This window comes from Streptomyces sp. NPDC091416, assembly GCF_044756845.1.
Taxonomy (GTDB): Bacteria; Actinomycetota; Actinomycetes; order Streptomycetales; family Streptomycetaceae; genus Streptomyces.
Window position 1 is genome coordinate 485,817 of record NZ_JBIVTU010000003.1, and the last position, 12,337, is coordinate 498,153.

The 12,337-nt window shown below is 70.9% G+C and carries 12 protein-coding genes and 2 pseudogenes; 9 read left to right on the forward strand and 5 right to left on the reverse strand.

All coding sequences use genetic code 11. From position 1 onward, the window contains the following. Nucleotides 1-52 precede the first annotated feature (52 nt). Nucleotides 53-1,225 carry a serine hydrolase domain-containing protein gene (locus ACIQMX_RS12720; protein ID WP_402477196.1) on the forward strand — a complete coding sequence of 391 codons (1,173 nt, stop codon included), beginning with the start codon at nucleotides 53-55 and terminating at the stop codon, nucleotides 1,223-1,225. Between the two features lie 149 nt (nucleotides 1,226-1,374). Further along, nucleotides 1,375-1,824: a spore-associated protein gene (locus ACIQMX_RS12725; RefSeq protein ID WP_402477199.1), complete on the forward strand. Its 450-nt coding sequence runs from the start codon at nucleotides 1,375-1,377 to the stop codon at nucleotides 1,822-1,824. 153 nt (nucleotides 1,825-1,977) lie between these two features. Here the strand turns inward: ACIQMX_RS12725 and ACIQMX_RS12730 are convergent, their stop codons facing one another. Beyond that, the gene (locus ACIQMX_RS12730; protein ID WP_402477201.1) at nucleotides 1,978-2,868 is read right to left on the reverse strand and encodes an LLM class F420-dependent oxidoreductase; all 891 of its coding nucleotides are present in this window, start codon (nucleotides 2,866-2,868) and stop codon (nucleotides 1,978-1,980) included. Nucleotides 2,869-2,933: 65 nt separating this feature from the next. After that, nucleotides 2,934-3,794, reverse strand: coding sequence for a GH25 family lysozyme (locus ACIQMX_RS12735; RefSeq protein WP_402477505.1), 861 nt, complete (start codon nucleotides 3,792-3,794; stop codon nucleotides 2,934-2,936). A 279-nt stretch (nucleotides 3,795-4,073) separates the two neighbouring features. Between ACIQMX_RS12735 and ACIQMX_RS12740 the strand changes: the two genes are divergently transcribed. Continuing rightward, on the forward strand, nucleotides 4,074-4,562 hold the full coding sequence (locus tag ACIQMX_RS12740) for a GNAT family N-acetyltransferase (protein WP_363069562.1): 489 nt from the start codon (nucleotides 4,074-4,076) through the stop codon (nucleotides 4,560-4,562). Between the two features lie 76 nt (nucleotides 4,563-4,638). On the opposite strand, the gene ACIQMX_RS12745 is transcribed toward ACIQMX_RS12740, so the two are convergent. After that, the gene (locus ACIQMX_RS12745; RefSeq protein ID WP_363069430.1) at nucleotides 4,639-5,364 is read right to left on the reverse strand and encodes a class I SAM-dependent methyltransferase; all 726 of its coding nucleotides are present in this window, start codon (nucleotides 5,362-5,364) and stop codon (nucleotides 4,639-4,641) included. Between the two features lie 118 nt (nucleotides 5,365-5,482). Beyond that, the gene (locus ACIQMX_RS12750; protein ID WP_402477204.1) at nucleotides 5,483-6,568 is read right to left on the reverse strand and encodes a hypothetical protein; all 1,086 of its coding nucleotides are present in this window, start codon (nucleotides 6,566-6,568) and stop codon (nucleotides 5,483-5,485) included. Nucleotides 6,569-6,871: 303 nt separating this feature from the next. Here ACIQMX_RS12750 and ACIQMX_RS12755 point away from each other — a divergent pair, with 303 nt between their 5' ends. The 5 genes and pseudogenes from ACIQMX_RS12755 (at nucleotide 6,872) to tpg (ending at nucleotide 11,462) form a co-directional block, all read left to right on the forward strand. Further along, entirely contained in the window at nucleotides 6,872-7,075 is a 204-nt protein-coding gene (locus tag ACIQMX_RS12755) for a cold-shock protein (protein WP_136326921.1), read from the forward strand. Between the two features lie 130 nt (nucleotides 7,076-7,205). After that, the gene (locus tag ACIQMX_RS12760) at nucleotides 7,206-8,165 is read left to right on the forward strand and encodes an SDR family NAD(P)-dependent oxidoreductase (RefSeq protein ID WP_363069435.1); all 960 of its coding nucleotides are present in this window, start codon (nucleotides 7,206-7,208) and stop codon (nucleotides 8,163-8,165) included. Between the two features lie 36 nt (nucleotides 8,166-8,201). Next, nucleotides 8,202-8,588 (forward strand): annotated as a pseudogene (locus ACIQMX_RS12765) (Type 1 glutamine amidotransferase-like domain-containing protein); the annotation flags it as partial. A gap of 124 nt (nucleotides 8,589-8,712) precedes the next feature. Continuing rightward, nucleotides 8,713-10,904 (forward strand): annotated as a pseudogene (tap, locus tag ACIQMX_RS12770) (telomere-associated protein Tap). Nucleotides 10,905-10,907: 3 nt separating this feature from the next. Then, nucleotides 10,908-11,462 carry a telomere-protecting terminal protein Tpg gene (tpg, locus tag ACIQMX_RS12775; protein ID WP_363069439.1) on the forward strand — a complete coding sequence of 185 codons (555 nt, stop codon included), beginning with the start codon at nucleotides 10,908-10,910 and terminating at the stop codon, nucleotides 11,460-11,462. Between the two features lie 50 nt (nucleotides 11,463-11,512). On the opposite strand, the gene ACIQMX_RS12780 is transcribed toward tpg, so the two are convergent. Next, a complete protein-coding gene (locus ACIQMX_RS12780; protein WP_363069441.1) occupies nucleotides 11,513-11,704 on the reverse strand; it encodes a hypothetical protein in 192 nt (63 codons plus the stop codon). Between the two features lie 329 nt (nucleotides 11,705-12,033). Here ACIQMX_RS12780 and ACIQMX_RS12785 point away from each other — a divergent pair, with 329 nt between their 5' ends. Beyond that, a complete protein-coding gene (locus tag ACIQMX_RS12785; RefSeq protein ID WP_363069443.1) occupies nucleotides 12,034-12,189 on the forward strand; it encodes a hypothetical protein in 156 nt (51 codons plus the stop codon). Nucleotides 12,190-12,337 lie beyond the last annotated feature (148 nt).

The following is a 12,337-nucleotide window of genomic DNA, read 5'->3' on the forward strand; positions in this document are numbered from 1 at the left end:
GCAGCGGGCGAAGCTGGACTCCCCACCGGGCCCACGTCTCAGGAGTACTTCCGTGCTGCTTCCAGGCTCCCCGCAGATCCGCCTGCCCCTCGCCGCCCTGCTGGCCGTCGCCTGCACGGCAGGGCCGATGCTTTCCCCCGCCCACGCCGCGGGCGTCCCCGCCGACCACGACCGTGCGCTGCACAGGCAGCTGCGGGAACTCACCGACGCGCCCGGTGGGCCGCCCGGAGTGATCGCCGTCCTCGAACGGGATCACCGTACCGAGGTCTTCCGGGCGGGCGTCGCCGAAACCGGCACCGCCCGTCCGATCGCGACGACCGATCACATGCGTATCGCCAGCACGGCAAAGGCGTACAGCGGCGCGGTCTCCCTCCAGCTCGTCGACCGGGGCAGGCTGCGGCTGAACGACACCATCGGCCAGGTGCTGCCCCGGCTGCCGCGCGCCTGGCACCGGGTCACCTTGCGGCAGTTGCTGAACCACACCAGCGGGCTGCCGGACTACAGCACGGACCCGGAGTTCCTGTCCCTGCTGACCGCGGACCCCCGACGGCGTTTCGACTCCCGCCGGCTGCTGGACTTCGTCGCCGCCGAGCCGCTGGCGTTCCGCCCCGGTACCCGGTACGCGTACTCCAACTCCGACAACATCGCCGTCGCCCTGATGACGGAGGCGGTCACAGGACGACGCTACGAGGATCTGCTCTCCCAGCTCGTGTACCGCCCGCTCCGGATGAGCGGCACCAGCCTCCCGCAGGGCTACCGGATGCCAGAACCGTACATGCACGGCTACGACGTCACCCCGCCGCACCCGTCCGAGGACGTCAGCGAGGCGCTCAGCGCATCGGGTGTGTGGGCGTCCGGCGGGATCATCTCGACTCCGAAGGACATGACGTCGTTCGTCCGCGGATACGCCGGCGGGACGCTGCTCTCCGACCGGACCCGGCGTCAGCAGCTGAACTGGGTGGACGGAGCCTCCGAACCCGCGGGCCCGGGCGTGAACAAGGCAGGTCTGGCCCTCTTCCGGTACGCGACCCGCTGCGGTGTGGTGTACGGCCACACGGGCAACTTTCCCGGCTATACGCAACTGGTCGCCGCCACACCGGACGGCAAGCGGTCACTGACCTTCTCGCTCACCACCCAGGTGAACAGGACGAACAAGCCGGAACTGCTGCAGCGGCTGCGCACCGTGGAGGAGAACTTCGTCTGCGCGCTCCTGCGCAAGCGGTGACCGGGCGGGACGCGAGGTGCCAGGACCCGGCGAATCCGTCCCGTGAACCCCGGCCGTGGAATCCGCGGGGGTCCCGGCACAACCATCCCCGCCGCCCGCGGGTCCTACCAAGTGGGAGCAAAACGCTCCTGGAGACACAAGGGGGATATATGAGAAGCCTGCGTAATGTCGCGGTCGTCGGGGCGGTGGGCGCGCTGGTGGCGGGTGCCACGGTCATGGGCGCCACGGCTGCCTCTGCCGTACCCAACGTCACACCGCAGCGCGTCTGCGGCAGTGCCTACAAGACCGTGAACTCGGCGCCCGTCGGCTCCCTGGGCACCGTCTACCTGACGTACAACCCCGGCAACGGGAAGAACTGCGTCGCGACCATCCGTACCAACCCCGGTACGGCCAAGGACATGTCCACGTACATCTACGTGCCCGACACCGACGAGTGGGCCGGGGACTCCGGCAACTACACGTCGTACGCGGGGCCGGCCTACGTCTACGGCAAGGGCCACTGCGTGAGCTGGGGCGGCAACATCGCCAACGTGTACGTGTCCGTGGACAACTCCAACTGCGCCGCGCGCACGGAACACCGGGTCACGGAAGTCCGCTGACCCGTCGTACAAGGGGGAGGCTCCGGTCCCGGAGGGGGAGGCCGGCTTCCGCCTTCCCGCCGGGCCGCCCCGGCCGCCGTCTCGCACCGTCCCGTCGACGAGGTGCGAGGCGGCGGTGACGACCGGGGGACCGCATCCTCCGGGAACCGCCGCCTACAGCTCGTCCCCGAAGGCCTCGGCCAGGGCGCGCCATTCGGCTCGCGGCAGTCCGGCGCCGCCCTGGCCGGCGGTGAGTACCTGGAGAGCCACGTGATCGGCACCGGCGTCGAGGTACTGCCTCGCCCGCTTCCTCACCTGCTCGGCGTCGCCCAGGGCGAACAGGGCGTCAAGGAGACGAATGCTCCCACCGCCCTCGAAGTCGCCCTCCGTGAACCCCAGACGCAGCAGGTTGTCCGTGTAGTTCGGCAGCTGCAGGTACATCGCCAGCATGGTCCGCGCTGTGGTGCGGGCCCGGTCGAGGTCGGTGTCGAGCACGACGGAGAGTTCCGGGGCGAGCAGAGCGTCCGGGCCCAGTGCTTCGCGGGCTTCGGCCGTGTGCTCGACGGTGACGAGATACGGGTGGGCACCCAGCGCCCGATCCGTCGCGAGCCTCAGCATCTTCGGGCCGAGTGCTGCCAGCACGCGCTGTCCCGAGTCCACCGGCGGGGCGGCGGAGTCCAGCGCGTCGAGGTAGGCGACCATCGCGCTGTACGGCTTCGTGTACTGCGGCACCATCGGACCGTGGCTGACGCCCAGACCGAGGACCAGGCGTCCGCGGGCACCGGCGTCGAGCTTCGCGACGCGGGCCGCCACCTCAGCCGCCGGGTGGTCCCAGATACTGAGGATTCCCGTGGCGACGGTGATCGTACGGGTGGCCTCGACGACGGCGGCGGCATCGTCGGGCGAGGGGCTGCCCCCGATCCAGAGCGTTCCGTACCCGAGGTCTTCGAGCTCGGTCACCGCTTCCGTGATGGCCGCCTTTCCCGCGTCGTCCGCCCGCGACCGGTGCAGGGCGCCGCTCCAGATGCCGATCTTTCCGAATGCGCCACGTGTGTCAGAAGTCATGCTGTGGCCAACAGCGATCCGCGCCGGCTATTCCCACATGGTGGGTGGTTGCGCCCGTCCGGCCGTCACAGGGTGTTGTTGGCCAGGGCCAGAAGGCGGGCGCCGTCACCGCTGAACCGGTCGCGGTCCACCGCGCCGGACACCCCGCTCACCGAACCGGAATCGGTGTACTGCCAGAAGGTCCAGTACGGGAAGCCGCCCGGGATGGAAGGGCTGGACGCGCCGGTCCAGTGCGCGACGAACAGAGGACTCCTGGCGGACATGCCGCTCCAGCCGCCCGTACAGGTGTTCCACCAGCTCGGTCCGGTGTAGATGACGACGTCGCGTCCGGTCTTCGCCTTGTACGTCGTGGAGAACTCCAGAATCCACGACCGCATGGCCGAGACCGACTTGCCGGAGCAGCCGCCTTCGAGATCGAGCATGCCGGGCAGCGTCAGACCGTCCCGCGACCAGCCCCCGCCGTTGCCCGCGAAGTACGTCGCCTGCGCCGCGCCGCTGGACAGACCGGGACGGGCGAAGTGGTAGGCGCCCCGGATCACCTTGGCCCGGAAGGCGTGGAGGTAGTTGGCGCTGAACGTGGGGTCTTTGTACGTGGTCGACTCCGTGGCCTTGATGTAGGCGAACTTGATGCCGGCCGACTTCACCGACGGCCAGTCGACCGTTCCCTGGTAGTGGGACACGTCGATACCCGGCTGGGTGGCCTGAGTGGACGCGCTGCCCTCGGCGCCGAACCGGATCTGCCGCGTGTCCGCCGTGAAGCTCTGCGCGTCCGAAAGATACCCGGCGCCCATGTATCCGCCGCCGAGCGGGATGGTGGCGCCGGAGGGCAAGGGCTGCGGCATCGCAGCCGCCGTGCCGGCGGAAGCCGCCGGACCGAGGGCCATGACCAGGCTGAACGCGCCGGCCACCACCGGCTTGCGCCGCATGGTTGCGGGGCGGTGGATTCGAGACGACAACGCAGTCCTCCTGGGTGACGGTCGGGTTCAGGGGGCCGTGCGCCGTCTGTTCCCGTCCCGCCGGCGTCACGTCCTGATGCAAAGAGTCACGAACGAGACGAGGTTCGTCTCCCGGCGCGCCGCGTAGGGGCGCCCGACGTGGCATTCGGATGACCCGGCGTGCGGGAGCGATGCGGGGGCACGTTCCGATAAACCGCATTGCATCCCGGGGCGGTCCCCGTGGATGCTGACGGGCCGGAGGCGATGAAGATGATCAGCGTGGTGTTGGAACTGTCGGTACGCGACCTGGTGCACGCGGACCTCGAGTCCTGCGGCTGGTCGGGCTCCGCGCACCATCTGGCCGGCGTCGCGATGCAGCTGGAGCGTGCCCGGCTGGGCGAGGTCGACTATCTCGCGGTCTGTGGTCCCGCGGACGTTCCCGTCGCGAAGGCCGGCGTCGATTACCGGGTCAGGGAGGGCGTCGGCACCCTCTGGCAGCTGGCGGTCCACCCGGCCCTGCAGTCCTGCGGGATCGGCACCTTCCTCATCGAAGCCGCGGAACTCCGGATGAGGAACCGCGGTATTCGCCACGCCGAGCTCGGCGTGGAGGAGAGCAACCCCCGGGCCCGGGGACTGTACGAGCGGCTGGGCTACGTCGCGTACGACCGTTGTCCCGACGCATGGGACGAGCAGGCGCCGGACGGGTCGCTGCGTCGCCACGAGACGATGTGCACGCTGATGCGCAAGGAACTCCCGTAGGCCGGGCCGCCCGAGTGGCCCGGTCATGAACGTGTGGCCCGCGCCGGTCCGCCCGGCGAGCCTCGAACGCCGAGGATCAGGGACGGCGTGCCACGAAGACGAACTCCCTTCCCGGCCGGTCGGGCGCATCGCGGACGTCCTCCACCACGAACCCCCGCGCGATCAGATCCTGCTCGACCTCCTCCCGTTCCCGGAAGCGCAACGTCGAATCCGAGGTGAGGACCTGCCCGTCCGCCGCGAACCCGTAGGTCCAGCGGAACGTCACCAGCGGTCCGCTGACCTCGACCAGCTGGACCCAGCTCTCGACCGGGCCGACGGCCGGGATCTCCGTGACGCGGTACGAGTGCTCGCGGGTCCACTCCTCCCAGGCACGCCGGGCGGGGTCGCGGGTCTCGAAGACCAGGCGCCCGCCGGGCCGTAGCGCTGCGCAGGCTCCCCGCAGCGTCCCCTCCCACGCCTCCGGGTCCGCGATGGCCTGGGCGGCGTTCGCGGTCATCGTCGCGAGATCGGCCTGGAGCGGGGGGAGGTCTGTCGCGTCGCCGTGGATCCATCGGATCCGTGCGCCGCCCTGCTTGGCCCGGGCGACTTCGAGGGAGGCCAGGGCGGGGTCAACGCCGACGACGTCGATCCCGCGAGCGGCCAGGAGAAGTGCGAACACCCCTGTTCCGCAGCCGATGTCCAGGACACGGCGGGCCTCGAACTCCTCCGCGATCCCGAGGTAGACGGCGAGGTCGGAGCGGTCGGGATCGAGCACATCGTAGAGCGCGGCGAGTCGTGGATGGGCGAAGCAGTCGTCAGCCATGCGCGCGACCGTACGCAGGACAAGGCAGGGACGGCCACCGGGTTTCGCCCGGGCGACGCCCGCCCGCGGCACGCGCGGCGCGGCCCCGGGCAGGCGCAGGGCGGCCCGGCGCGCCGGATCAGGACAGCCCGTCGGCCCCGTTCCCGGGGGACGTGCGGGCGAACCAGGTCCGGGTCTCGTCCGCGCTCAGCACACGGCCGAGCTCGGCCGTGCCCGGGAGATGCGGGAAGAACCGGTCGGCGTTCCAACTGCGCCGGTACGCCGGCTCGTCGAGAACGAGCAGGCGGCGCCCGTCCACCATGGGGATGTCGTCGGGCAGCCCTTCGTTCCACAGGGTCCTGCCGTCCGGGGTGAGGAGTTCGAAGGCACCGGTCGCGACAGCCTGGGTACGCCCCGTGGCGGGCTCGGGATCCGTGGCCAGGCGCACGCTCTCCGCCGACGGCTCGATTCCGGTCACGTGGCCGCCGCCCACCAGGACGTGGGCGAGCAGCGTGTGCAGCTGGAAGTTGTCCCCGATGCCTCCGATGACGACTTCGAACCCCGTCCCGCTCGGCCGGTGCAGGACGATCACGGGCTCGTCGTCCAGAACCGCCAGCGCGTAGGACAGGCACTTCAGGTCGTGCCGCTCCATGGCCTCCAACGCACGGCAGGCGGGCAGGAGCGCGGAGGCGTGCCGACGGCGCACCTCGGCACTACGGCACAGCACGGCCAGGGCCGGAGGCTGCCACTGCTCGACCGAGCACCAGGCCAGCGCGAGCCGTGTGGCCTCGTACGCGTCGCAGCCCAGGCGGGCCGGCAACGCGTCGTCCATGATCTCCTCGTCCGGCTTCGGCAGTTCATCCGCGCCCGCGCCCGCCGCGGCCCAGCGGCGGGCGAACTCCAGGGCGTCGAGCAGGTCCTGGTGGACGCCGTCGAGGATCGGTGCGGCGCAGGCCACCGGATCGGCCCCGCGCTCGGTGCAGAAGCCGGCCGCCATGGCCAGCATCGGCCGCGGTCCGGTGGGTGGAAAGGCGGGAAGCAGCGCCGCCAGCCGGGGCCCCGCCACCCCGCACTCGGCGTCCGATGCCGCCTGCACGCCGTTGATCACGGCGGTGAAGGCACGCCCCGTGCGGTCACCGTCGCGAGCGGCCACCGCCTCCTCCAGCTCGGACACCATGGCGGCGAGAGGCGAAGCCTTCTGCTTCCTGTTGAAGATCACCGGCATACCTTAGGCCCGAGGTCTGCTCTGCGTCATCAGGTTCGGACCCACTGTGAAACGGGGGAGCCCGGGGCGCGGTGAAGGACGGCTGACCGGCCATTTCCGGACGCTGTCGCGGTGATCGCGCCCCCGGACCGGTGGCAACACTCCGTCAATCTCTGGTGGCAGCGGGCTTCGCCATGTAGCGTCTTTTCCAGATGCCGTGGTTCCTCAGCTGCCCGCGCTCCGCCGCGGGCGCTTTGCTGTGCGGGACCAGGGCATTCGCGGGTCCGTGTGGTGCGGATCCTGGAACGAACGAGAGGCACCGGCATGGCCAGCGGAACCGTCAAGTGGTTCAACGCCGAAAAGGGTTTCGGCTTCATTCAGCAGGACGGCGGCGGGCCGGACGTCTTCGCGCACTACTCCAACATCAACGCCACCGGCTTCCGTGAGCTTCAGGAGGGGCAGGCGGTGACCTTCGACATCACGCAGGGCCAGAAGGGCCCGCAGGCGGAGAACATCACGTCAGCCTGACCTCAGGGGTGACGCGGGCCGCCGGAGCATGCTCCGGCGGCCCGTCGGGCGTTCAGGAGCGGCTGCACACGGCCGCCCGCCATGGGCGGCCCTTGACTTGGAGTGCGATCCAGCACCTAGCGTCACCGCCATGACGACACCTCAGCACAGGATCGGGTCGGGTTTCGGCGCTCGCAGCACCACGGACGAGGTGCTGAGCGGGATCGACCTGTCCGGCAGCACGGCGATGGTCACCGGCGGTTACTCGGGACTCGGTCTGGAGACGACACGAGCGCTGGCGGCAGCCGGTGCCCACGTCGTCGTTCCAGCCCGCCGGCCGGAGGCCGCCCGCAAGGCGATCGAGAGCATCGACAACACCGAGACCGACGACCTCGACCTGTCCGACCTCGTCAGCGTCCGCGGCTTTGCCGAGCGCTTTCTGGCCTCGGGCCGCACGATCGACATCGTGATCAACAACGCCGGGATCATGGCCTGCCCCGAGACGCGGGTCGGCCCGGGGTGGGAGGCGCAGTTCGCCACCAACCACCTCGGCCACTACGCGCTGATCAATCATCTCTGGCCCGCGATCGTCCAGGGCGGCGGACGCGTGGTCGCCGTGTCCTCCGGTGCCCACGGCATGGGCGTGCGCTGGGACGACATGCTCTTCGAGCGCGGCTACGACCGGTGGCAGGCGTACGGACAGGCGAAGGCCGCCAACGTGCTGTTCGCCGTGCAACTCGACGCGCTCGGCCGCGACGCCGGAGTCAGGGCGTTCGCAGTGCACCCGGGCAATATCCTCACCCCCCTTCAGCGCCACCTCGCGAAGGCGGAGATGGTGGACGCGGGCTGGATCGACGAGGACGGCAACCCGGCCGATCCCACCTTCAAGACTCCGGCACAGGGAGCGGCGACACAGGTGTGGGCGGCGACGTCTCCCCGACTCGTGGGCAGGGGCGGCGTGTACTGCGAGGACTGCGACGTGGCCGAGCCGGCCCGGGCCGGCTCGGAAGGCGGTGTGCACGCACACGCGACCGACCCCGGGCAGGCCGAGCGCCTGTGGGCCCTCTCGGCCGGACTCACGGGCGTCGACGCCTTCGCGGCAGCGCGCTGACCGGACCGTCCCGCATGCCGTGGGCCACTGGCCCCGGTCGACCGGATCGTGCACAGGGCCTGGCAGGCCGGAGTCGTGCTGAGCGGGGTCAGCGCGGGATCCATCTGCTGGTTCGAAGGGGGCGCGACCGACTCGTTCGGGCCGGAACTGCGCCCCCTCACGAACGCTCTGGGATTTCTTCCCTACGGCAACGGGGTGCACTACGACGTGGACGAGGGCCGACGCCCGATGATCCACCGGCTCGTCGCGGACGGCACCTTGCCGGCCTCTCGCTGCACCGATGACGGAGCAGGCCTGGTCTACCGCGGAACCGAACTCGTCGAGGCGGTGGCAGAGGTCCCGGGCCAGGGCGCGTACGTCGTCCGACGGGAGGGTGGCAAGGCGGTGGAGGAGCGCATCGAGCCGCGCAGGCTGCCCGCTGTCGCCCGTCGAGGCGCATGGGCCCGGGATTCGCTGGAGTACGCCAGACGCTCGAACAATGTGCGGCGAAAGTTCGCTCGACAGGTGTTCTCGTGTAGCGTCACCGAGGTGATCGGGGAGGTTTCCGGTGTCTGAACTGTTCGACGCGGTCGACGCGCTCATCGCGGACCACTCGCCTCTGCCGCCGCCGCGGGAACGGGAGCGTCTGCGCAAGGCCCACGGCCTGACGCAGGAGCAGGTGGCCGCCGCACTGGGAGTGCGCCGGGCGACCGTGGTGAGCTGGGAGAACGGCAGGACGGAACCGCGCCCGCCGCAACGCGAGGCCTACGCCCGGCTGGTGAACAAGCTCGCCGAGCTGTACCCCGCGGCGCCTGCCCCGACAATGGAACCGGCCGGCGGTCAGGGTGCCCCGGAAGCACCGGCACCCGAAGCACCGGCTCCGGCCGCGCCCGCACCCGCTCCGGAAGCGCCGGCCGCGCCCGCACCCGCTCCGGAAGCGCCGGCCGCGCCCGCACCCGCTCCGGAAGCGCCGGCACGCGCGCCCGAAGTGCAGCCCCCTCCGGCCCCTGACCGGACCGCGGCGACGCGCGCGGTCCCGCGGCGTCAGGCGCCCATGAGGAGCGCCCCGTCACAGGCGGGGACCGATCCGCGTTTCGCGAACGGCCCCCTGGCCGTCATCGACGTCGACAACGGGCACGTCGCGGCGTACTGCGTCGGCGGCCTCGTCCTGGACGTTCCCGCCGAGTCCGCCCCCGCCCTCGTCGAGTGGGCGCTGGGCGAAGCGAAGCTGGGTGCTCCGCGGCTCAGCCGCAACGGCAAGGACGCCGACCCTCTGATCGTCCTGACGCCCGCCGCGTGCGAACGCTACGGTCTGCCCCTGCAACTCGGCGAGGAGGAAAGCGTGACAGGGCGGCTCGCCGAAGGTCACCGGGTGATCCAGCAGCTGTCCCGGGCGAACTGGCGGCTCACCCGCCGGGGCTTCGGCCCTTGGGCCCGTATCTACCGTCCCGCCCAGGGCGGCAACCGCGCCTGCGTCCAACTGTGCATCCCGTCCTGGAACGCACTCGACGCCCGCAGCTGGGGCAACGCCGGGCAGCTCCCGGCCCCCGAACTCGCCCGCCTCCTCGGCACCTACGCGACCCGTGTGATCACCCCCCGCGGCTCGACGGCGGTCACCGGCCTGGAGCTGATGACGGCACTGCACCCACCCACCCGGGCGAGCGAACCCGACCACGCAGGCAAGCGGCACAGCGAGCACAACCCCGGCTCCCTGGGCAACGACCCCGTGGACTGCGCCCCGTGCGAAGCGCCCGACGGGCACCCGCTCCTGGCCGGTCTGCCGCGCTTCCATCAGCGCACGCCGGATCAGATGCTCATGGAAGAGGCGTACGACTGGGCGCGTCCGCTCACCGATGACGAGTGCACCAGGCGGTACGTGGTCGGCATCGACGTCAACATGGCCTTCGCCGCCGCCGCCAACGGCACCACGGTGGGCCTGGGTGCACCCACCGGCCCGCCTTCGACCCGAAACTGCCCGGCTCCTGGCTCGTCGACCTCTCCCACATCGAGCTGGACGACCGCCTCCCCTCACCCTTCACCCCCCGGGGCGATCGCCCGGCCGGGCCCGCCTGGTACGCGACGCCGACCGTGGCCTACGCCGTCGAACTCGGCTACCGGGTCGCCCCGTCCGAGGCCTGGCTCCGCCACGACAACGGCCGCTACCTCGACGGCTGGTACAACCGTCTCCGCGACGCCTACATCGCCACGATGGCCGACCTCGGCGTCACGACCGGCCTCTCCCCGGCCGACTTCCTGACAGCGATGGACGGATACAGGGAGCGAGACCCGCAGATGGCGGCCGTTCTGACCGCGGTGAAGGCCACCGTCAAGGGCGGCCTGGGCAAGCTCCGCGAACGCCCCCGAGGCGAAGGCTGGAGGCCGGGCCTGCCCTGGCGGGCCCTGTCCCGGCCGACCTGGCGCCCCGACATCCGCGCCGCCGTCATCTCCAAGGCCCGCACCAACATGCACCGCAAGATGCTCAAACTCGCCGATGCCACTGGCCAGTACCCGATCGCCGTCCTCTCCGACTGTGCCGTCTACGCCAGTGACGGCCCCAGCCCTCTCGACTTCCTGCCCCATGAGGGCGGCAAGCCGCTGCCGGGCGGATTCCGGCTCGGCGTCAGCCCCGGCATGGTCAAGCACGAAGGCACCCAGACCACACTGTGGGCCGAAAGCCTCCACGAGGAACACGGCGCGGACGAGAACCTCGCCCGGTACATCAAGGACGGCCACGTCACCCGCACCGACAACGGGGAGTAACCGATGGGAAAGCTCGCCGAGGGTCTCGACAAAGCAGTCCACGAGGCGTTCACCCGCCCGGTCCCCAAGTCGGCCGGGGCACGTATGCGCTACCTCGTCAGACAGCTCAAATCCACCAGAGCCGCAGCCCAGCAGCTGGGGATCAGCCAGCGCACCGTCGAGCGGTACGTGAAGGACCAGATCAGAACACCGCGCAAGGACCTGGCCGCACGCCTGGAACGCCTGGTGACCGCTCGATGGCAGCCCCAAATCCGCGCGCAGGCCAAGCAGAGGGCCGCGACCACCCACGGAATCGTGATCGACACCCGCGCACGCTTCGGCTACACCGCGGCCCCCGGCTCCACCGACGACGCCCGGCTGCGCCATCTCACCGTGGCACTCCCGCCCGCCTACGCAGCCCGCCTCTTCGACGCACGCGACCAGGACGCCACCGACGAACAACTCCGGAACATCGCGGCCGAGGCACTGCAGGAGACCTACTTCAAGGACGGCGGCCGCCGGGCGTCCGGGCTCCTGGTGGAGTACACCGACGTCGAACACATCGAGTTCGGTCTGTAGGACGGCTGCCGCGTGTCACCACCGGATCCGCGTCCGACGCGAGCCTCGACTCACGTCCCCGTCGGCACCTCGATGCCGTGGACCAGCGCGTACACGATGTCCCTGGCCTGGCGCAGGTCGTAGCCCGTCGCGTCCAGGATCACCCTGAGCGCCCGGAAGGTGTCGCCGGACAGCATGAACATGCGCGCGTCGGCCTGTGCCCCGGCCGGAACCGGCAGAGCGCGGGCGCGTCGGGGATCCACGCTCCTCGGGATCTTCGGCAGCCCGCCGTCCGTCTTCCTGCCCCCGAACACTTCAGTCCCCAGCCCCTCATCCGCACGCCCCGTCCGTGGAGCACATCCTATGTGGACGGGCCCTCGGGCGGATTTCGGTGTCCCCGCCCAAGCCGACAGCCGCTGTCACTTCGGGAAGGCGTGAGTGAACGCGGAATTACGGGGCACGAGGATGGTCGCGACAGAAACCCTATGGCTGCCAATTCCAGGTCAGCCAGGTAATACCGGCCGAATGCGATGACGTCGCCGCGGAGCGACATCATCGTCATCGCCTACGAGACTTGATGATGGGAAGCGGCATGATTCTTCTCGGTGCGATACTGCTCATAATCGGCCTGCTGGTCGGCGTGTCCCTGCTGACGACCGTCGGCGGTGTGCTCGTCGTGGTGGGCGCCGTTCTGTGGATCCTTGGTGCCAGTGGCCGGAAGGTCGGCGGGCGCAGGCACTATTTCTGATGCTCTCAGGCCGGAAATGAAAGACCGAAGACAGTGACGTGGGGGGGGGGGGGGGGGGGCCGGGGCGGCCCGCCCCCCCCCCCCCCCCCCCCCCCCCCCCCCCCCCCCCCCCCACCCCCCCCAACCCCCCCCCCGCCCCCCCCCCCGG